This window comes from Micromonospora sp. NBC_01699, assembly GCF_036250065.1.
GTDB lineage: Bacteria > Actinomycetota > Actinomycetes > Mycobacteriales > Micromonosporaceae > Micromonospora_G.
Window position 1 is genome coordinate 1,938,874 of the sequence record NZ_CP109199.1, and the last position, 19,358, is coordinate 1,958,231.

Genomic DNA, 19,358 nt, shown 5'->3' on the forward strand with positions numbered 1-19,358 from the left:
ACCGAAATCCGGATTCGCTACCGGATCGAACATTCTCACTCGGCTTGTTCAGCGATCGGTGAAAGGGGGAACGCTCGCCCTGGCGGACGAGCGTTCCCCCTGTGACGGGGTGTGTTTGGCGATTGATCGGCGGGTCCGTGGGTGCCGCGGGTGCCGCAGAACGTTTGGTCGTGGCTGTCGAGGAGCTCGTGGTAATGCCTGGCTGCGGCTGGTGAGCCGCTGTACGGTCGCACCGTGACCAGCACGGCGTTGACCGGCCGGACCGAGCCGTGGTTCGCGGCGGCGTTCCCCCGCCGGCTCCGCGAAGACGTTCAGGCGGTCGTGGAGCTGTTACCACCTCCACGGACGGGGCCGTCGTCCTCGACCTTCTCCGTCGAGCTCGACGGTGGGCCGGTGACCATCCCGTACCGCATCGACAGCGAGGAGCCGCCGGCCGAGCTCGGAGACAGGCTGTCAGTCACCCAACTGGCGATCCTCGACTGCCTGTACACCCGTCATCAGGATGGGCGGGTGCGGCAGCGGCGGTTGGCCCAGGTGATCGGGTTGGACGAGCCCTGGGTGGTTCCGTTCGTGGTCCGGTTGGTCGGTGAGTACGTCGTGGAGATCCTCCTGGACATCCGTCGAGAACTCGGCGAGATCGAGGACCCGGGTACGCCCCAGCACGCCACCTACGGGCGGGTCCTCGCGGCGAACCCGTCCTTCCTCGCCCTGACCGGCCAACGCATGGCTTCCTACTGGAACTGCTACCACCGATTTCCTTACGCGGACCGCCGCGGCTACCCCGGTTACTCCCTCATGGCGTCCCTGCGGGCCGCAGCTCGCTGCTACGGGGAGAATGGCAGGGGATAACTACGGAGAAAGAGTACGAGCGGGTCGGCTCTCAGTGGGTCAGCTTCTCGCCGTCGGGGCCGACGGTGACGAGGCGACGCCGCCGGGAGACGTGGAAGAGGCCGACGCCCAGGATGATGACGCCCGCGCCCACGCCGCCGATCAACGCCGCCGACGCCCCGGTCACCGGGAGCCCGCCGCCGTCCCCGTCGGCCGCCGCGGTGAACACCGTGAACCGGTCGCTGTCGTCGCTCGGGTCGACCTCCTGGTTGGCCCGAGCCCCGGTGACACCCTCCGGTAGGCCGGACACGTTTCGCGCCGCCGGGGCGGTGACGAGTTTGACCTCAACCGAGCCGCCCTGAAGGTGGGCCGGGGCGGGCGCGTCCGGCGCGACGCGGACGGCGAAGCGGAAGCGCAGTGCGGAGAACTCCCGGTCGTCCGGGCTGGTGTCGTCATCGGCCGGAACGATCGAAAGCCCACGGTACGCACAGGTGGCGACCCGCCGGTCGGCGTCGTACCGGCAACCGGGCTGGTCGCCGTGGAACGTCACGTGGTCGGGCAGCCGTACGGTGACGTCGACCGCGTCCGCCGTCGAGCTGCCCTGGTTGCCGATCTCGAACCGCAGATCGGCCCGGTGACCGGGTACGACGGCGCCGGCCCGCCCGGACGTGTCCGTCGGTACGTCCCAGGCACGCGCGTACAGGTCCGGACCGGCGACGCCGGCTCCCGCCAGTTCACCCTTGAAGGTGTTGTTGGCGACGACCGGATCGGTGCTCGCGTGTCGGACGGTGGCGGTGTATTCGCCGAACCGCCCGGCTGCGGGTGCCCATTTCACGATCTTGGCGTCGAGCTTCAACGAGCGGCCCGCGGGCAGGTCCGGCAGCTCGCACTCCTCGCCGATCGGGTTGAGTCGATCGCCGGGCGGGATCGTCGGCACGGGCGGGGATGGCAGCGGCGGCCGGCCGGGCCCGGGGCAGAAGGAGACGGTGCCGAGGTCGACGACCTCGCCGTCCAGCCAACCGGTGAGCCGGAGCCGAATATCGGTCGCGGTGCCCGGACCGAGGTTGGTCACGGTCAGCGTGGCGACCTTCCAGTCCACCGAGTTGTCGAACGTCGTACCGACGACGGTGACCGAGAGATCCGCCGCCTCGGCCGGCGCCGCCGCGAGGGCGGTCGCCGGACCGGCCACGATCCCGGCGGTGCAGAGGAGCGCGGCGCAACCACGAGTGACGGCTCGACGAAGAGTTTGCATGGGCCGTGATTCTAAAGTGGACAGTGGTTTTGTGTTGCCCCGTACCCCGTACCCCGTACCCCGTACCCCGTACCGAATCGGCAGGAATGGGAGACTGCCCGCCAGAAGCCGGAGCGGTCCGGTCTGGACCGCCCCGGCCGGGAATCACTCGGGGATGACGAACTGGGCGGTGCTGGTGGTGTCGTAGTTGACGCCGTTCTTCTCGGCATGGTGGATGCAGGTGACCGTGACCGTGCGGGACTGGGCGGGGACACCGGTGACCGGGACGGTCGGAGACCAGAAGTGCACGTCGACGAGGGCGCCGTTGTTCTCGGAGTCGTACTCCTGGGTGGAGTAGCTGAGTACGGTGGCGGAGCACCGGACGTTGATGTAGTTGGCGTCCACCCGGTCGTTGCCCCAGGTGGCGAGTCGGGAGTATCCCCGGACCTTGATGCCGCCGAGGCGTAGAGGCCAGGCTCCCTCGTGACCGGTGTCCTCCAGTTGGATGACGCCCTGCAAGTTGTAGGCCGGGCCGGGCGGGGTGCCGCCGCCACCACCGCCCTCACCGCCGCCGCCACCGCCGCACTCCGAGTCGATGGGGCATTCGGGGAGCCATGCCTGCGCCGGCATGGCGGCCACGCCGGTGAGCGCGAGACTGGCCAGCAGGGCGATCCCCAGTGTGGTAGCGCGTCTGAGCACGTCATCTCCTGTCAGCAAACGCCCGGGAAGATCACCCATGGCGTGCGATTGAATGCGTAGAGTATGCCCGCAATTTTGGGAGCGCAATAGGCATCGTGCGCTACCACGCGACAAAACTGTCCCATTATTCGCTCAACGGGGATCGTCGGACTTGTCCTTGCTGGTCATGGGATGTCGGCACACCCCCGACAGTTGCCAAACCGGCGTAACTTCACCCCTTTGTGGGAGGGGCATTGGTCGAATAGTGTTTTGTTGAATTGGCCTGTCGTGGAGTGGTCAGAATTGTCTGGGCTGGTTGGACAATGCAGCTTCCCGGGCACGCTGCGATCATTGAGTGATGACGAACCCCGCCGCGCTGCCGATCGACCCCGGTACGTTCTCGTTGACCGTTCCGCCGCTGTTTGCCGCGCTGGCTCCGGCGCGGAACATCCTCATCGCCGGAGCGGGCGGAGGGTTCGACGTGTACGCCGGCCTGCCCCTGGCGTTCGCCCTTTGGCACGGCGGCGCCCAGGTTCACCTGGCCAGCCTGTCCTTCTCCCAGCCCGAGTTGATCGAGCGCGACGCGTGGGTGGCGGAGCACGTCGCGGCGGTGCGGCCGGACACCACCAGCCCGGACTGGTACTTCCCCGAACGGACGCTCGCCCGGTGGCTGGCGGCTCGGGACCTGCCGTCGACCGTGTACGCCTTTCCGCCACTCGGCGTCCAGCCGCTACGGGAGGCGTACCGGTATCTGGTTGACCGACTCGACATCGATGCGGTGGTGCTGGTCGACGGCGGCACCGATGTCCTGCTGCGCGGCGACGAGAGCGAGCTCGGCACCCCGGTGGAGGACATAACCAGCCTGGCCGCCGTGGCCGCGCTGGACGTGCCGGTCAAGCTGGTGACCAGTCTCGGCTTCGGCATCGACGCCTACGACGGCGTCAACCACGTGCAGGTGCTGGAGAACCTCGCCGCGCTCGACCGCGACGGCGGCTACCTCGGTGCCCTGTCCATCCCCGGTTCCAGCCGCGAGGCGGCGCTGTACCGCGATGCTGTCGCCGACGCCCAGGCCACCACCCCGGACCGGCCGAGCATCGTCCAGGGACAGATCGCCGCCGCCACCAGCGGCGCGTTCGGAGACGTCCGGTTCACCCGGCGCACCGGCGGCGGCGACCTGTTCGTCAACCCGCTGATGGCGATCTACTTCACCGTCGACCTCGACAAACTCGCCGCCCGATGCCTGTACCTCGACCGCATCGAGAACACCGTCGGCAGGCGACAGGTCATCACGCGCATCCAGGCGTTCCGCGACGAACTCCTCGGCGCACGCGTCCCCCGCGCGTTTCCCCACTGAACCCGCCACGTCAAGGCGCTCGGGGTAGCTTCGGCCGGTGCCGGAGGCGTACGGACCGAACGCGCTCGCAAGACGTACTCGTCGAGGCCGAGCCGGGCGAAGGTGCCTCGTCGACATGGCCTCAGACCGGACCTGTTGGATTCGACAGTGGACCTGTTCGGTGGATCCTTCGGCCTGATATCGATAGACGCAGTGATCCGCATCCTGTTGCCGTCGGCCCTGTGGGCGGCGGCGGCAGTGGCGGCGACCGCCGGACGAACAGTTCGCGGACCTGCTGATCTCTCGGGGCTGGTCATGACGCTGACGACAGGAACCACCCGTACGCGGGTGGGTGGGCTCGGCCGCTTCGTGGGGCGAGAGCCGGAACTGCGGCTGCTCGATGATGCTGCCGCGATGCTGGGCAGCGGGGAACAGTTGGTGGTGGAGGTCGTGGGCGAGCCCGGGATCGGCAAGACCCGGCTCGTCCACGAGGCGATGGCCGACTGCGCCGACCGGGGGCTTCGGCTGGCCCACGGAAGCGGTACGGAGGTCGAGCGGCTGATCCCGTTCCACGTCTTCCGGCACGCGTTCGGCGGACGACGGCTCGGTGACGTCTTCGGACCCGCCCGTCCGGAGCAGCCCGACCCGCCCGTCGACCCGGATCCCGGTCCACTGCGGGTGGACACCGCCCGACAGCGGGTGGACGTACGGCGCTTCCGCACATACCAGGTGGCGCGGCGACTGCTGGAACGCGCCGCGTACGACGGGCTCGTGCTCGTCCTCGACGACCTGCACTGGGCCGACCACGCCTCGACCGGGCTCATCCGCCACTTGCTGCGCCACCCGGTACACGCACCGTTGCTGGTCGTCCTGGTGTACCGGCCCCGGCAGATGTCCACCCGGGCACCGTTCGGACTGCCCGGCCCGGACCCCCGCAGTGGCCCGCTGCCGGCGGCGCCCGCGCGGCGGATCGAGGTGGGTCCGCTGTCCGTGGCCGAGGCGGCGCGACTGCTCGGCGAGTCCGCCGGATCGGAGGATCTGCGTCGCCGTCACGCCGCCAGCGGCGGAAACCCGTTCTACCTGGGCGGCGGCGACGCCGATTGTCTCCAGCCGGCGCAGCTCCCGCCGGGCCCGTTCGCGCAGCCGCGACTCGTACCCGGCCAGCTTGGCGCAGGAGATGGTTACCCCCACCCCGGCGACCCCATGATCCAGCGGTTTGCGGTGGGCTCGCCGGTGGCGAGGAAGGCGGCCGCGTACACCATGAACGGGCCGATCAGCAGCAGCGGGAGGCCCAGGAGCCAGAGCACCAGCCGCAGGAATCCACCGGAGGGCAGATCCGCCTGACGCGGCCCGGGATCGGTGCCCGTCCCGGTGAGCGCGCTCCGTCCGGGCGCGTACCCCCTCCGCACGATCGGCATGGCGCCACCCTAACCAGGGGCGCCGTGAACCGCGAGGTCCGCGGGAGAGCACCCGGTGGGTGCCCCCCAGCACCGGTACGCCGACCGGGTCACGGGATGGGACCGGGCCGGTCGGCCCGGTGGAACTCGTACTGGCGCTGGAGGGCGCCGTACTGCTCGAACTTCGTGGCGAGGCAGGCCCCGGTACGCTCCAACAACCTCCCGGGGCGTTCGTTGGCCTCCTGGGTCACCGCGATCAGCACGTCCTCGGCGGTGTGGGCGAAGAACCAGTCGACCAGGGCGGAGATCGACTCCGAGGCCAGTCCCACGCCCCATGACGCGGGTCGGAACTGGTAGGAGATCTCCCACGGGCCGCGTCTGCGGCTGATGAGGCGGCGAGCGATCTCCACGATGGAGCAGCATCGCCGAGGGGTAGATCACTTGTGGAATAGTGATGGTCAATGTGCCCCCGATGGAAGGATTTTTCATGGTCTTCGCGATGCCGTGGTCCAAGACCCGTCCCCTGATCGGAGCAATCCTCGCCGCGATCCTGGTGGCGGCGACGCTCGCCGTGACCGGCTCGCCCGCGTCCGCGCACACCAAGCTGAGCCCCGGTGCATCCTGTTCCGGCACCGAGCTGTCGCCACACCGCGACGCGTACGGCGGCGCGATTTCCGTCTTCATCTCCTACTCCAGCGCCAACGGGGGAACGAACTGCGTCTGGGCGCAGAAGAATCTCAACCGCGACAAGTCGGAGCACATGGAGGTCTTCATCGGCAAGTGCCCCACCGGCAACTCGGGCAACGCCTGTGAACCGCTCGTCTTCGACCGCGATTCCGGGAACTTCCAGTACTACGCCGGCCCCGCCCAGGTCACCGGGACCGCCGACCGGTGCATCCTGGTCTACGTGGTGTACCGCAACCTCGCCGAGGAGCGGTGGGGACCGATCCACTGTAGCTAATTCGTTGGCGGTCCCGCGACGCTCGATGACCTGCTCCAGGTCGTAGCCGTGCCGGGGGCGCTCGATGATCAATCCGAGGACGATCAGTTCGCGAGGACGGGGCGGCGTCACGCGGCCAGGGTGGCGTACCGGCCGTTGCTGTCGATCAGGATGTCGTGGGTGCCGCGCTCCACGATCCGCCCGTGGTCGAGCACCGCGATCTGGTCGGCGCCGCGCACGGTGGAGAGCCGGTGCGCGATGGTGATCGTCGTGCGTCCCTCGGCAAGGACATCGAAAGCACGCTGTACGGCCCGTTCGGTCTCGGTGTCCAGAGCGCTGGTCGCCTCGTCGAGGATCAGGACGCGCGGGTCGCGCAGCAGGGTACGGGCGATGGCCAGACGCTGCTTCTCGCCGCCGGAGAACCGATGCCCCCGCGAGCCGACCATCGTGTCGTACCCGTCTGGCAGGCCGGCGATGAGGTCGTGGATCTGCGCGGCGCGGGCGGCGGCCTCGATCTCGGCGTCGGTGGCCTCCGGGCGGGCGTAGCGCAGGTTCTCCCGCACGGTGGTGTGCAGCAGGTACGTCTCCTGGCTGACCACACCGACGATCGCGGCCAGGTCGGCGAGGCGCAGGTCGCGTAGGTCGACGCCGTCGACGGTGACCCGGCCGCTGCTCGGGTCGTGTAGCCGGCTGACCAGCGCGGCGAGGGTGCTCTTGCCGGAGCCGGTCTCGCCGACCAGGGCGAGGCTGGTGCCGGAGGGCACGTCCAGGGTGATCCCGGCGACCGCGGCGGTGTCGCTGCCCTGGTAGCTGAAGCTGACCTCGTCCAGGCGCAGGTGACCGCGGACCCGGCGGGGGTCGATGCCGACCGGCTCGGCCGGGTCGGCCACCTCGACCGGGAGGTCCAGGTACTCGAAGATCCGGGCGAAGAGCGCCAGCGACGCGGTCAGCGAGACACCCACGTTCAGCAGGCCCATCAGCGGGCGGAACAGCGCGCCCTGCAACGCGGTGAAGGCGACCAGGGTGCCGATGCTCAGCGTGCCGGCGGTGCCGGGCAGGCCGGCGCTGAGGTAGATGATCGCCGGGATGGCGGCGAAGATGATGCTCATCGAGGCCATCCGCCATCGTCCGGCGAGTTCGCTGCGCAGCTCCAGGTCGACCAGGCGAGCGGAGGAGGTGTTGAACCGCTCGATCAGGGCCGGTCCGGTTCCGAGGGTCTTGGCGAGCTGCACGCCGCTGATGGACAGCCCCTCCTCGACGGTGACGTTGAGGTCGGCCAGTTCACGCTGGCGTCGCGCGGTGATCTCCCGGCGCAGTTGGGCGACTCGGCGGGTCAGCCAGATCGCGGGGGGAAGCACGAGCAGCGAGACCAGGGAGAGCCGCCAGGAGAGCGCGGCCATGGCGGCCGCGGTGGCGACGACCGTGGTCAGGTTGGACGCGATTCCGGTGGCCGTGGAGGTGACCACCGACTGCATGCCGCCGATGTCGTTGGTGATCCGGGACTGCACCTCGCCGGTACGGGTCCGGGTGAAGAAGCCCAGTGACTGCCGCTGGAGGTGGCGGAAGACGTCGGTGCGCAGCCGGTGCAGGACCTCCTGGCCGACCCGGGTGGAGATCCAGGTCTGCACGACGCCGAGGACCGAGGTGACGGCGGCCACCCCGACCATGCCGAGGACCAGCCAGACGAGCAGCGTCAGGTCGCGCTCCGGTAGGGCTTGGTCGATCACGTGACGGAGCAGGAAGGGCGAGGCCATCGCGATGACCGAGGAGGCCACGATGATCGCGGTGACCATGGCGAGCGCGGCCCGGTGCTGGGTGAACAGCCCGGCGATGCGGCGCAGGGACACCTGGCGGGCCTGGGTCTTCTCGGCGCTGCTGACGGTGCGGGGGCCGCGATCGCGGCCGGAGGGGGTGGATTCCAAGGGGTACCTGCCGTTCGTCGGGAAAGTTGCTGAGGTTACCTCATTATGAGGTAGTAACCGTACTCCCTGCTACCGTATTCCCCGTGACCGAGGCGGACGGCATTCCCGTGACCGAGGCGGACGGCGAGGACGAGACCCTTGCGGAGGCGTTCTGGGGGGTGGCCCGCCGGCTGCGGCGACGCAGCCGGGAGGCGCTGGAGCCGTGGGACATCACCCCGAGCCAGGCCCGCGCGCTCGGCGTTCTCGCCCGGCACGGCATGCTCCGGCTCAGCGCCCTCGCCGAACACCTGCGCATCGCGCCGCGCTCGGCCACCGAGGTGGTCGACGACCTCCAGGCTCGGGGCCTGGTGGAACGCCGCCCCGATCCGGGCGACCGACGCGCCACGCTGGTCGCGCTGACGGGGGAGGGCAGCCGCATCGGCGCTGCCATCCGGGCCGCCCGGCAGACCGAGGCGGAACGACTCTTCGCCGCCCTCGACGACGCCGACCGGGACCAACTCGCCCGCATCCTGCGTACCCTCGGCGGCTGATCCGCCACCGGCGGGTCCGGCCCGGCAGGCGGGAGCGGCCGGGGCGGTGGCAGACCCGAAACGGTGGCCGCCATACCGCTGGCGACCACCGTTTCCGAGACAGCGTCAGGGCTTCGCGGTCAACACCTTCGAGCCGTACCCGTACTCGGAGACGACCTCGCCGTCGGGAGCGCGCAGGGCCGCGCGGTCGCCCTGGTCGTTCCAGATCGGACGTCCGCTGCCGTAGTTGAATCCGCCCCATTCGGGGTGGTGCTGGTTGGTGTAGATCCTGATGCGCTGCCCGGGTTGCAGCACGGTACCGGGCGGGAACGTGAAGTCCTGCCCGGCGTCGTCGGCGCCGAGCGTCCAGCCGCTGATGTTCGCGGCCACGGTGCCCCGGTTGACGACCTCGACGTACTCGTCCGCCTGGGTGCGCTTCACCTCGCCCCGGTTGCGTACGGTGGTGATGACCACGTCCGGCTGACCGGCACGGGCGAAGATCGCGACGATGTCGGCGCTGTTCGCGGCGTTCTCGGGGCTGGTGAACGTCCGTACGACCTGACCGCCCCGCTTGAATCCGCTGATCGCCACGCCGTACTCGACCCCGTCGATCGTCACGGTCTCCGGCGAGACGAACATCGGCAGGTCCACCACGTCGTCCGGGGTCGGACCGTTGTTCGGTGTCTCGTTGTGGTGGAAGCGGAAGCTGAAGTTCGCCTCCGTGCCGTCCTCGAAGGCCACCCGTACGACGAGGTCCACGTCGAACTGCGGGTCCGGCATGGCCACGATGGGAAAGTTTTCGTGCGTGTACGTGCCGAGCGTGAACTCGGTGCCGTCGGTCTGCACCTCGACGGAGCCGCCCCGGAAGACGTATCCGCTCTGGCTGGAGCCGGCCGGGATGCCCCAGCGAACCTGATCGGTGCCGAGACCGTTGAGATTCGGTGGGGTGACGCTCAGGGACGACCAACTGCCGGTCGTAACGGCGGTGCTCATAGAACCTCCATTGACGCCATGAAGTGGGACTTTCCTACATACAATGATATTGACGAATATTAACAACATGCGAAGGGTGTCCAAATCGCGACAGATGTCTTGCGCTGGATCATGCCGCCGGGCGATGGGAGTCGGGCGGGTCGTGCCGCTGAATCAGCCCGGTTCAGTGCACTTAATCCGACAGAGAGATGATCCGTGTGGACATCAACGGACTCCGCTCGGCGATGTCCGTCCCCGTACGGGCAGTCGGTCGAGCCGATTTATTGATCACGCTTGGTCGGGTCCTGATTAGGATCGCCGAACGTGACCGAATCCCACACCGTCGTACTGGATGCCGTACCCGAACCCCCTCCGGTGTTCGTCGATGCGACCGGACGGCGGCGCCGATTCGTGCGCTACCTCGCGTACGGCATCGGCCTGCTGGGCCTCACCTACACCGCCCTGGTCGGGATCAGCCTGGCCGGCGGACCGGTGAACCCCAACTCCGTACTGCCCTTCGCCGATCTGGTGGGGCGGCCACAGGCGCCGCTGCCGAGCCCGGTCCCCGTCGCACCGGTCGACGCGGTGTCGACGGCGCAGCCGAGCGACGACGGCAGCCCGGTCGCGACCGACCGGGCCGGTCGGCCGAGCGCGACCCCGTCCGGCACGGCCAATCCCGCCCGGACCGTCACCTCGACCGGCGGCCCGCTGGCCACGCAGCCGGCGAACACCGTGCCGGACCCGCAGCCACCGGTGGTGCCGGACGAGCCCCCACCGGCCGTACCCGACGACCCGCCCGTCCAGCCGACCCCGCCGATCGCCACCGAGCCACCCGTGGATCCGCTCGCCGACCCGGTCAACGGGTCGGCGCGGTGATGCCCACGAATACGACCACGTCTGCGCGGAGCCATCGCGCCGCCCCGCCCGCCCCGGCGGGCGCCTCGGGGCGGCGCCTGGTTCCCCGCCCGAGCCGCGTCATCCCCGCCATGTTGCTCGTCGTGATGGTCAGCCTGCTCGCCGTCGAGGCGTACGTGAACGCGAAGTTCACCCCGGACGGCACGCACGACCGTCAGGGCCAGGGTTCGGTGCCGGAGTCGGTCCGCACCGGTGGCCCGATCATCAACACGGGCCACGGCGCGGTCCAGTCGTACCGGTTGCCGCCCAAGACCATCGCGCTCACCTTCGACGACGGCCCCGATCCGTTCTGGACCCGCAAGGTCCTCCAGGTGCTCCAGGAACACCAGGTCCCGGCCACCTTCTTCGTCGTCGGCTCCCAGGTGGGGCGCTACCCGGAACTGACCGCGCGGATCGCCGACGGCGGTCACGAGCTGGGCGTACACACCTTCACGCATCCGAACCTGACGGAACTGCCGAGCTGGCGTCGGCGGATGGAGTACAACCAGACCCAGCTGGCGATCGCCAAGGCGGCCGGGGTGCAGACCTCCCTGATCCGTTTTCCGTACTCGTCGCGGGCCGACGCGATCGACGATCGCAACTGGCCGCTCGTGCGCGAGGCCGGGGAACTGGGCTATCTGACGGTGGTGAACGACACCGACAGCGTGGACTGGGCCCGGCCCGGCGTCGACGCCATCGTCCGCAACGCCACCCCGACCGGCGACACCGGCGCCATCATCCTGTTCCACGACGCCGGAGGCGACCGGGAGCAGACCATCGCCGCGCTGCACCGCTTCATCCCGGAGCTGAAGGCCAGGGGCTACCAGTTCACCACCGTCAGCCAGGGGCTGAACCTGAGCCTCGCGCAGGCGGCCACCCCGCAACAGGTGGCAGGGCACACCGCCGCACCGAGCGCCGACCGGTGGCGGGGCGCGGCACTGGTCTGGGCGATCCAGATAGCCGACGGCACCATCGACGTACTCGGTGTGCTCTTTGTCATCGTGGGCGTGCTGGCCATCGGCCGTACGGTGCTGCTCTTCCTGCTCGCCGGCCGGCACGCCCGGCGGCGCCGGTCCCCCGACTGGTCCTGGGGTCCACCCGTGACCGATCCCGTCTCGGTGATCGTCCCGGCCTACAACGAGAAGGAGGGCATCGCCGCCGCCGTCCGGTCGCTCGCCGCCGGTGACCATCCCGGCATCGAGGTCATCGTGGTGGACGACGGTTCGACCGACAACACCGCGGACATCGCCGCCGCGCTCCGGCTACCCAACGTCCGGGTGGTCCGCAAGCCCAACGGCGGCAAGCCGAGCGCGTTGAACACGGGGGTGGCCCTGGCCCGGCACGACCTGATCGTGATGGTGGACGGCGACACCGTTTTCGAGCCCGACTCGATTCGGCATCTGGTCCAGCCGTTCGGCGACCCTCAGGTGGGCGCGGTGGCCGGCAACGTCAAGGTGGGCAATCGGCGCAGCCTGGTCGCAAAATGGCAACACATCGAGTACGTCATCGGCTTCAACCTCGACCGCCGGCTCTACGAGACGCTGCGCTGCATGCCGACCGTACCCGGGGCGATCGGTGCGTTCCGCCGCTCCGCGTTGCTGGGCGCCGGCGGCATGACCGACGAGACGCTGGCCGAGGACACCGACATCACCATGGCCCTGTGCCGGGCCGGCTGGAAGGTCGTGTACGAGGAGAAGGCGCGGGCCTGGACCGAGGCGCCGTCGACCCTCGGCCAGCTGTGGAAGCAGCGCTACCGGTGGAGCTACGGCACCATGCAGGCGATGTGGAAGCACCGGCACGCGGTCACCGAACACGGCGCGTCGGGCCGGTTCGGGCGCCGTGGACTGCCCTTCCTGGCCCTGTTCGGGGTGGCGCTGCCCCTGCTCGCCCCGGTGATCGACCTGCTCGCGATCTACGGGCTGTTCTTCTTCAACAGCGTCGAGACGCTGCTGGCCTGGTCGGCGATGCTCGTACTCCAGTTCGTCACCGCGGTGGTGGCGTTCCGGCTCGACAAGGAGAAGCTGGGCCCGCTCTGGGCCCTGCCGCTACAGCAGTTCGTCTACCGCCAGATGATGTATCTGGTGCTGATCCAGTCGCTGGCCACCGCGCTGACCGGGGCCCGGCTGCGCTGGCACAAGCTGCACCGTACGGGCCAGGCACTCGGCGCCGGCCCGACCGGGTGAGCCGGCGGCCCGTTGGCCGCGAAGCTCCGGGGTGACCGGGAGTTCGCGGCCAACGGTGTCGCCTAGCGGGTGGTGACCCGGTGGTCGTACCCGAGGTCGGTGAGGAAGAAGTCCCGGACGTCCGTGGCGAGCAGCTCCGGCACCTCCATCGCGGCGAAGTGGCCGCCCCGGTCGAACTCCGACCAGTGCCTGATGTCGTACAGCCGCTCGGCCAGCGGTCGTACCGACTGCGTTATGTCGTGCGCGAACACCGCCACGCCGACCGGCACCGGGCACGGCTCGGTCCGTCGCGGTGTCTCGCGGTGCAGCCGCGCCGAGGAGGCCGCGGTGGCGGTCAGCCAGTACAGCGAGATGTCGGTGAGCATCCGCTCGTCACTGATCTGCGAGCGCGGGTCCGTCCACTGTGCGAAGCGCTCGGCGATCCAGGCCAGCTGCCCGACCGGCGAGTCGGTCAGCGCGTAGCCGATGGTCTGCGGGGTGGCCGCCTGAAGCGCCTGGTACGGCGGACGATTCGCCATCAGGTGCCGGACCCTGTCCAGTCGAGCCTCGTCCGTCTCGGACAGCTCGATGCCGGCGTCCGGCACCGGCCGGGTCGGCAGATAGTTGACGTGTACGCCGACGACCCGCTCGGGTGCCACCGCGCCGAGCGCCGTCGAGATGCCCGAGCCGAAGTCGCCACCCTGCGCGCCGTAGCGCTCGTACCCGAGGCGGTGCATCAGCTCGGCCCAGGCCCGCGCGACCCGGACGATGTCCCAGCCGCGCTCGTGGGTCGGCCCGGAGAAGCCGTAGCCCGGGATGGACGGAATCACCAGGTGGAAGTCGCGCGACAGCGGCTCGATCACGTCGAGGAACTCCAGGAACGAACCGGGCCAGCCGTGGGTGAGGATCAGCGCGAGCGCGTCCGGCTTCGGGGACCGGACGTGGACGAAGTGGATGTTCTGGCCCTCGATCTCGGTGGTGAAGTGCGCAAGCTCGTTGAGCTTGGTCTCGTGCGCGCGCCAGTCGTAGCCGGTACGCCAGTATTCGGCCAGTTCCCTGAGCCGCGCCAGCGGGAAGCCGTAGTCCCACCCGGCGTCGTCGACCTCGTTGGGCCAACGGGTGCGGGTGAGCCGGTCGGTCAGGTCGTCGAGGTCGGCCTGGGGGATGTCGATGCGGAACGGCTTGATCATGATCTCAACTCCAGGGGATTCGTCCGGCGCGCCAGAACGTTCGGCTGACTAACGTTTGGCGCCTGGACGATATCGCACTCGTTGGCGCGGCCAACGATTCGTTAGCCTTGTCACACGGTGCCGGCCCTCGTGTGCAGGTACAGGTCGCGCAGCAGGCAGACCTCGGACAGGTGGTGGATCAGTTCGCGGTGGATGTGCAGCACCAGATCGGCCATGGTCAACTCGGGGAAAGGCTCCTTCGCCCCGACCGGGACCAGGAGCCCGGCCTCGCCGAGCCCACGCACCCCGGCCAGCCAGACGTCGAGCTGGGTGCCGAGCTGGTCGAGCGCGGTGGCCGCGCTGCCGGCGTACGCCCAGGTCTTGTGTGATGCCGGTGGCGCGCCGAAGTGCGACGCGTTGCGCGCGGCGAGCACGCCGACGATGACGTGACCGAGTCGCCAGGCGATCGTGGTGAAGGGTGCGGGGCTCGGCGGGGGCGAGGCGTAGTCCATCGTGAAGTCGCCGTCGCCGAACTGCACGGGCGCCGTCGAGCTGCCGCGCGGCCGCACGCTCCAGGCGTCCGACACCGGCGACCAGAGGTACTCCTCGTCGGTGAGGCCGTCGAGCCGGGCTCGTAGCTGATGCTTCCAGTGAAACTCCAACTGCTCACGCAGTGTCCGGTTCCAGCCGAGTTCTTCTGTGCTCATGCGGCCACCCTGGCATCCCTGGCGGACAGGATCGGTCCGCTATCTGTGGCAGGGTGGGCGACATGGACGTGGCCGGCGGTGACGAGCGGGGCACCACGGAGCGCGTGCTCACCCTGCTCGGGCTGCTCCAGCAGCGCCAGGTCTGGACCGGCCCCGAGCTCGCCGAACGGCTCGGGGTCACCCCGCGCACGGTACGGCGCGACGTCGAGCGGCTGCGCACGCTCGGCTACTCGGTGCAGGCCAGCCAGGGCGTCGGCGGCGGCTACCAGCTCGGCCCGGGAAAGGACCTGCCGCCGCTGCTGCTCGACGACGAGGAGGCGATCGCCACCGCGGTCTCGCTGCTCGCCGGCGCCGGTGGTGGGGTCGTTGGCGCCGGCGACGCCTCGCTCCGGGCGTTGACCAAGCTCGACCGGGTGCTGCCCGTCCGGCTGCGGCACGAGGTGCGCGCGCTCGCCGGCTCGGTGGAGTCCTTCGGTGGAGGCCGCACGCCGGTCGACCCCGAGGCGCTCATGACGCTGGCCAGAGCCTGCCGCGACGAGGTCGAGGCCGGGTTCGACTACCCGTCCGGGAGTGAGGTGCGACGGCGGCGGGTCGAGCCCTACCGGCTGGTCGCCTCCGACCGGCGTTGGTACCTGCTCGCCTACGACCTCGATCGCGACGACTGGCGCAGCTTCCGCCTCGACCGGATGACCGAGGTGTCCGTACGGACCTGGCGCTTCCGCCCGCGCCCGGCGCCCGACGCGGCCGCGTACGTGCAGGAGGGGGTGGCGAATCGGGTCTACCCGTACCGGGCCCACTTCCTCGTGCACGCGTCGGCCGACACGGTACGCGCGCAGATTCCGGCGTCGGCAGCCGTCGTACGACAGCGGGGGAGTGAACTCTGCGAGGTGCTCAGTGGCGCCGCCAGCCTCGACTTCGTACTCATGCACGTGCTCCTGCTGGGGCACGAATTCGAGGTACTCGACCCTCCGGAGCTCAGGGCGCGCTGCCGGGTCCTGGCGGAGCGGCTGCTGTCGGCCGGCGCGACGATCCCACCGCTGCCCGACTCGGAGCAGTGAGAGGGTATTGACTCTAGCCAGGGAGGTGGTCCCGATGACCATGCCACAACAGGACACGGATACGGTTCGAGCTCTCCGGGCGCTGGGGAGCGACAGTTCGTCAGTGCGGCTGAGGTCGGCGCTGGCCGTCGGCACGACCCCGGACCCGCGGTTCGTCGACAGGCTCATCGAACGTTGCGCTGTCGAACCCGAGTTCTACGTGCGCGAGATGCTCACCTGGGCACTCACCCGCCACTCGGCATCGATCACGGTCCCGAAACTCGTTGACGAACTCCGCTCGGAGCGTACGCAGGCACGAAGCCAGGCGTTGCACACGCTGTCCAAGATCGGGGATCGGCAGGCGTGGCCGGCGATCACTCGTGAGCTGCTGACCGACGCCGACGACGAGGTGGCGCGGGCCGCCTGGCGAGCGGCGGTCGGACTCGTACCCGAGGGTGCGGAACCCGCGTTGGCCGCGGTGTTGGGGACACAGCTCGGGCGCGGCGGGCGGGAGACGCAGTTGAGCCTCAGCCGGGCGCTGACCGGGCTCGGTGAGGCGATCGTGCCCACTCTGGACGCCGCGATCGCGGGTACCGACCCTCGCGTGCGTCAGCACGCGATCGCCACGGAACGGCTGTTGCGCAACCCGGACGAGGGATTCGACTTCGCGGTCGAGGAGGCGAAGCGCGTCGTGGCCCTCGGCCCCTGATCTTGACCGCTCGCGGGGTGGGTCGGGGCGGGGTGGCGGCGATGGCATCATTCCCGCATGACCGATCCGACCTTCGTTTTCGTTCACGGTGCCGCCAGTAACTCGTTCACCTGGGCGCCCATGCAGCGGGAGTTGGCCCTGCGGGGGCATCGCTCGCTCGCCGTCGACCTGCCCGGACACGGTTTCGGCGCGACGTTTCCGGCGGCGTACCAGGCGCCGCAGGATCTCGTCGGTCTGGCGACCGCGCCGAGCGCGATGGCCGGCATCGGGCACGCGGACAACGTGGCCCACGTACTGGACGTGGTGAAGCGGGTACGCGAGCACGGCCCGGTGGTCCTGGTGGGTCACAGCCGGGGTGGGCTCACCCTGACCGGGGTCGGCAACGCCGCGCCGGAACTGGTCGACCGGTTGGTCTACATCTCGGCGTGGTGCTGCGTCAACGACACCCCGGCCGGATATCAGACCTCGGCGGAGAACGCGTCGAGTGCGTTGTTCGGCCTCGGTGGGCTGATCGCCGCGAATCCGGCGGAACTCGGAGCGTTGCGCTTCAACTGGCGTACGGCCGATCCCGAACTGCTCGTGACGCTTCGGGAGGCGACGCTGGCCGACGGCACCGACGACGAGTTCCACGGATATCTGAACACCCTGGAGCCGGACGAGACGCTGGACGTCGGCGAGGAGCGGGTCGACGCCGAGACCTGGGGTCGGATTCCGCGCACCTATGTGCGGCTCACCGCCGACCGGTCGATCCCGATCGCGCTCCAGGACCGGTTCATCGCCGACGCTGACGCGCTGACCCCCGGCAACCGGTTCGACGTCCGGTCGCTCGATGTCAGCCACGCCAAGGTAATGGTCCGCCCGGGGGAGGCGGCGGCCCTGCTCGCATCACTGGTCCGGGGCTGACCGTCCACCAGGTTCCTCTCGCGGCTCGTTTGTCAGACCATTCGTGGCGAGAGGGACCTCCTTGATACAGACCTGGACCGGGGGCCCGCATTCCTGTGCGGACCCCCGGGACGATGACCGGATCAGCAGGGATCGAGCCAGCCACTCTGAATCCAGCCATAGCGCTGGAACTTGTAGGCGTACACGTAGGACCAGCCGGTGATGGAGTATTGGTAGTCGACCGAGTCGCCGAAGACCAGTTGCCCAATATAGACGTTGCCTCCGGGCTGTGTGCGCAGCCAGATGTCAGTCGCGCAGACGTAGTGCGGGGTCTGGATGGTTACGCCGTCACCGCTGACTGCGGAAATGGCTGGCGCGGCGACGGCGGTAGGGGCGGAATTCGCCGCTGCGGGGCTGGCTGTGGCGCCGATGAGCGTGGCCGCCAACGCGGACAGTACGAATGTCAGGGCGATCCTCTTGTCGAGCATGAATGCTGGGCTCCCTTCGTGGTAGGTGCGATCCCGTGACAAAGATACTTTCACGCTCATCTATATCATGTTGAGTGCTGGCGCTCAAGACCGGCGTTTGTGGTACTTGCGGTCATCGACCCTGGAATGACACGTCGAAGACGCCAGGCGTTCCGGGGACCGCCGGGACAGTCGACCGGCGTAACCTGCGAGAGAATGACGTAACCGTCGGGAACGGGGGATTCCTTACAGACGGTGTTGACCGCGTTGGCGATGGGCAGACAGTACTGGTGAACGTGGCATTGCAGACCTCCCGATGCTCGCTGGCCGTTCAACGGCAGTCTGTTCGCCGACGGGTCGGCAAACGGCGTCTCCTGATCTGGTCGACGGATCGAATCCGCTGCCTCCCGGGCACCCGAACCACCCTTATCGACCTTTTTTCGCGACGGCGTCACCGCGAACTATCTCCAGCACCGCGGCGACCAGCCGGTCCAGCTCTGTGGGGTCGCACAGCACACGGTGGAGGCGGTCGTCGTAGGCCCGGCCGGCGTAGCCGTGCGGGTCCTCCGGCGCCCCGATGTCCGCACCGAACACCGTGGCCAGGACCTCGGCGACGACGGTCCGGGCCGGTTCTCCGCGCGCCAGCCTGGCCTGGATGAGCTGGACGGCCGCACCGGCCAGCGAGGTCAGCAGGCGGTCGTGCCCGCTGGGCGCGTCGGCCGGGGCGAGAGCGGACGCCTCGCCCCGGTGGTCGAGCTGCGGCAGCGCGACGACCGGCGCCTGCTTGTGGCCGAGCGGCACCTCGACGTACCGCTGGTACCACTGTGGCCGCCGGCCCATCGCCCGCAGCACCGTACGGATGTCGGCGCGGACATCGGCCTCCCCGTACACCGACCAGTCGCCGTGGCGCTCGCAGCGCCGTACCATCCAGCTCTCGGTCGGCCACAGGTCGTAGCCCGCGGTGCTCGTGGTGCCCACCCAGACCAGCATCTGCGTGGCCAGGTCGACCAGCCAGGGGTCGCCGTCCAGCTCCCTGGCCAGCCAACCCGGCACGCGGGGGCGCTGTAGCGCCCCGTTCTCGCCGCGCCGCCGACGGTGCCCGTCGACGGTCGCCGGGACCAGCCGGCTGGTGATCCAACCCTCCAGGTTCTCTATTCGTACGCTGGCCTTTCTGGTCACGTCGTCGACAACGGCTTCGACGTCGTTCTCGAACCGGTCCAGACAATCCGCCGCCAGGTGACTCACCGAGGCCGCGCAAACAACATGGCCCCGTCGTAATTCGATCTTCTGGGTGAGTCGTCGGTACACGACCGGCCAGACGATGGAATAGGTCGCGCCCGTCAGCCACAACCGGTGCGATCCGGGGGCACCCGCGATCGTCGCGGCGAGCAGACCGCGCCGTGCCAGGTCACGAACCTCGTCGGCACCGTCGGTGTGGGTCGATCCGATCACCGCGCGCTCCCTCGTGTCGGACTAGCGAAGCTGCCCCAGCCTGGCCCACCGGAATGCGCGCGGTGAACG

At 69.5% G+C, this 19,358-nt stretch carries 19 protein-coding genes; 10 read left to right on the forward strand and 9 right to left on the reverse strand.

Going from position 1 to position 19,358, the window contains the following annotated elements:
* Nucleotides 1-234 precede the first annotated feature (234 nt).
* On the forward strand, nucleotides 235-849 hold the full coding sequence (locus OG792_RS08745; protein ID WP_329108717.1) for a hypothetical protein: 615 nt from the start codon (nucleotides 235-237) through the stop codon (nucleotides 847-849).
* A gap of 31 nt (nucleotides 850-880) precedes the next feature.
* Here the strand turns inward: OG792_RS08745 and OG792_RS08750 are convergent, their stop codons facing one another.
* Entirely contained in the window at nucleotides 881-2,080 is a 1,200-nt protein-coding gene (locus OG792_RS08750) for a hypothetical protein (RefSeq protein WP_329108718.1), read from the reverse strand.
* Nucleotides 2,081-2,224: 144 nt separating this feature from the next.
* On the reverse strand, nucleotides 2,225-2,758 hold the full coding sequence (locus OG792_RS08755; protein WP_329108719.1) for a hypothetical protein: 534 nt from the start codon (nucleotides 2,756-2,758) through the stop codon (nucleotides 2,225-2,227).
* A 337-nt stretch (nucleotides 2,759-3,095) separates the two neighbouring features.
* Between OG792_RS08755 and OG792_RS08760 the strand changes: the two genes are divergently transcribed.
* The gene (locus OG792_RS08760) at nucleotides 3,096-4,091 is read left to right on the forward strand and encodes a DUF1152 domain-containing protein (protein WP_329108720.1); all 996 of its coding nucleotides are present in this window, start codon (nucleotides 3,096-3,098) and stop codon (nucleotides 4,089-4,091) included.
* 294 nt (nucleotides 4,092-4,385) lie between these two features.
* A complete protein-coding gene (locus OG792_RS08765; protein WP_329108721.1) occupies nucleotides 4,386-5,414 on the forward strand; it encodes an ATP-binding protein in 1,029 nt (342 codons plus the stop codon).
* Between the two features lie 163 nt (nucleotides 5,415-5,577).
* Here OG792_RS08765 and OG792_RS08770 read toward each other — a convergent pair whose 3' ends face one another.
* Nucleotides 5,578-5,877: a GNAT family N-acetyltransferase gene (locus OG792_RS08770; RefSeq protein WP_329108722.1), complete on the reverse strand. Its 300-nt coding sequence runs from the start codon at nucleotides 5,875-5,877 to the stop codon at nucleotides 5,578-5,580.
* A gap of 77 nt (nucleotides 5,878-5,954) precedes the next feature.
* Here OG792_RS08770 and OG792_RS08775 point away from each other — a divergent pair, with 77 nt between their 5' ends.
* Entirely contained in the window at nucleotides 5,955-6,428 is a 474-nt protein-coding gene (locus tag OG792_RS08775; protein WP_329108723.1) for a hypothetical protein, read from the forward strand.
* Between the two features lie 107 nt (nucleotides 6,429-6,535).
* Here the strand turns inward: OG792_RS08775 and OG792_RS08780 are convergent, their stop codons facing one another.
* On the reverse strand, nucleotides 6,536-8,329 hold the full coding sequence (locus tag OG792_RS08780) for an ABC transporter ATP-binding protein (protein ID WP_329108724.1): 1,794 nt from the start codon (nucleotides 8,327-8,329) through the stop codon (nucleotides 6,536-6,538).
* Between the two features lie 83 nt (nucleotides 8,330-8,412).
* Between OG792_RS08780 and OG792_RS08785 the strand changes: the two genes are divergently transcribed.
* Nucleotides 8,413-8,859, forward strand: coding sequence for a MarR family winged helix-turn-helix transcriptional regulator (locus tag OG792_RS08785; protein WP_329108725.1), 447 nt, complete (start codon nucleotides 8,413-8,415; stop codon nucleotides 8,857-8,859).
* A gap of 105 nt (nucleotides 8,860-8,964) precedes the next feature.
* Here OG792_RS08785 and OG792_RS08790 read toward each other — a convergent pair whose 3' ends face one another.
* A complete protein-coding gene (locus OG792_RS08790) occupies nucleotides 8,965-9,831 on the reverse strand; it encodes a lamin tail domain-containing protein (RefSeq protein WP_329108726.1) in 867 nt (288 codons plus the stop codon).
* A gap of 303 nt (nucleotides 9,832-10,134) precedes the next feature.
* Here OG792_RS08790 and OG792_RS08795 point away from each other — a divergent pair, with 303 nt between their 5' ends.
* Both OG792_RS08795 and OG792_RS08800 read left to right on the forward strand, forming a co-directional pair.
* Nucleotides 10,135-10,686 (forward strand): hypothetical protein, encoded by a 552-nt coding sequence (locus OG792_RS08795; RefSeq protein ID WP_329108727.1) that lies wholly within the window; start codon nucleotides 10,135-10,137, stop codon nucleotides 10,684-10,686.
* 110 nt (nucleotides 10,687-10,796) lie between these two features.
* Nucleotides 10,797-12,887 carry a bifunctional polysaccharide deacetylase/glycosyltransferase family 2 protein gene (locus tag OG792_RS08800; protein WP_329108728.1) on the forward strand — a complete coding sequence of 697 codons (2,091 nt, stop codon included), beginning with the start codon at nucleotides 10,797-10,799 and terminating at the stop codon, nucleotides 12,885-12,887.
* 62 nt (nucleotides 12,888-12,949) lie between these two features.
* Here OG792_RS08800 and OG792_RS08805 read toward each other — a convergent pair whose 3' ends face one another.
* Complete coding sequence (locus tag OG792_RS08805) at nucleotides 12,950-14,056, reverse strand: epoxide hydrolase family protein (RefSeq protein WP_329108729.1); 1,107 nt, start codon at nucleotides 14,054-14,056, stop codon at nucleotides 12,950-12,952.
* A gap of 110 nt (nucleotides 14,057-14,166) precedes the next feature.
* A complete protein-coding gene (locus OG792_RS08810; protein WP_329108730.1) occupies nucleotides 14,167-14,742 on the reverse strand; it encodes a DinB family protein in 576 nt (191 codons plus the stop codon).
* Nucleotides 14,743-14,804: 62 nt separating this feature from the next.
* On the opposite strand from OG792_RS08810, the gene OG792_RS08815 reads away from it, so the two are divergent.
* From OG792_RS08815 to OG792_RS08825, 3 genes are read left to right on the forward strand one after another with little or no spacing between them, the layout of a single operon-like run.
* Nucleotides 14,805-15,800, forward strand: a complete 996-nt coding sequence (locus OG792_RS08815; RefSeq protein WP_329108731.1) for a helix-turn-helix transcriptional regulator — start codon at nucleotides 14,805-14,807, stop codon at nucleotides 15,798-15,800.
* Nucleotides 15,801-15,840: 40 nt separating this feature from the next.
* Nucleotides 15,841-16,488: a HEAT repeat domain-containing protein gene (locus OG792_RS08820; protein ID WP_329111165.1), complete on the forward strand. Its 648-nt coding sequence runs from the start codon at nucleotides 15,841-15,843 to the stop codon at nucleotides 16,486-16,488.
* Between the two features lie 57 nt (nucleotides 16,489-16,545).
* Entirely contained in the window at nucleotides 16,546-17,391 is an 846-nt protein-coding gene (locus tag OG792_RS08825; RefSeq protein ID WP_329108732.1) for an alpha/beta fold hydrolase, read from the forward strand.
* A 122-nt stretch (nucleotides 17,392-17,513) separates the two neighbouring features.
* Here the strand turns inward: OG792_RS08825 and OG792_RS08830 are convergent, their stop codons facing one another.
* Nucleotides 17,514-17,918 carry a hypothetical protein gene (locus tag OG792_RS08830; protein ID WP_329108733.1) on the reverse strand — a complete coding sequence of 135 codons (405 nt, stop codon included), beginning with the start codon at nucleotides 17,916-17,918 and terminating at the stop codon, nucleotides 17,514-17,516.
* A gap of 345 nt (nucleotides 17,919-18,263) precedes the next feature.
* A complete protein-coding gene (locus OG792_RS08835; protein WP_329108734.1) occupies nucleotides 18,264-19,289 on the reverse strand; it encodes a hypothetical protein in 1,026 nt (341 codons plus the stop codon).
* Nucleotides 19,290-19,358 lie beyond the last annotated feature (69 nt).

Excerpts from the sequence above, each read along its gene's own strand:
- OG792_RS08750 (WP_329108718.1), bottom strand. The coding sequence starts at position 2,080 with ATGCAAACTCTTCGTCGAGCCGTCACTCGTGGTTGCGCCGCGCTCCTC.
- OG792_RS08760 (WP_329108720.1), top strand. The coding sequence starts at position 3,096 with ATGACGAACCCCGCCGCGCTGCCGATCGACCCCGGTACGTTCTCGTTG.
- OG792_RS08765 (WP_329108721.1), top strand. The coding sequence starts at position 4,386 with ATGACGCTGACGACAGGAACCACCCGTACGCGGGTGGGTGGGCTCGGC.
- OG792_RS08775 (WP_329108723.1), top strand. The coding sequence starts at position 5,955 with ATGGTCTTCGCGATGCCGTGGTCCAAGACCCGTCCCCTGATCGGAGCA.
- OG792_RS08790 (WP_329108726.1), bottom strand. The coding sequence starts at position 9,831 with ATGAGCACCGCCGTTACGACCGGCAGTTGGTCGTCCCTGAGCGTCACC.
- OG792_RS08800 (WP_329108728.1), top strand. The coding sequence starts at position 10,797 with ATGTTGCTCGTCGTGATGGTCAGCCTGCTCGCCGTCGAGGCGTACGTG.
- OG792_RS08805 (WP_329108729.1), bottom strand. The coding sequence starts at position 14,056 with ATGATCAAGCCGTTCCGCATCGACATCCCCCAGGCCGACCTCGACGAC.
- OG792_RS08810 (WP_329108730.1), bottom strand. The coding sequence starts at position 14,742 with ATGAGCACAGAAGAACTCGGCTGGAACCGGACACTGCGTGAGCAGTTG.
- OG792_RS08815 (WP_329108731.1), top strand. The coding sequence starts at position 14,805 with ATGGACGTGGCCGGCGGTGACGAGCGGGGCACCACGGAGCGCGTGCTC.
- OG792_RS08820 (WP_329111165.1), top strand. The coding sequence starts at position 15,841 with ATGCCACAACAGGACACGGATACGGTTCGAGCTCTCCGGGCGCTGGGG.
- OG792_RS08825 (WP_329108732.1), top strand. The coding sequence starts at position 16,546 with ATGACCGATCCGACCTTCGTTTTCGTTCACGGTGCCGCCAGTAACTCG.
- OG792_RS08830 (WP_329108733.1), bottom strand. The coding sequence starts at position 17,918 with ATGAGCGTGAAAGTATCTTTGTCACGGGATCGCACCTACCACGAAGGG.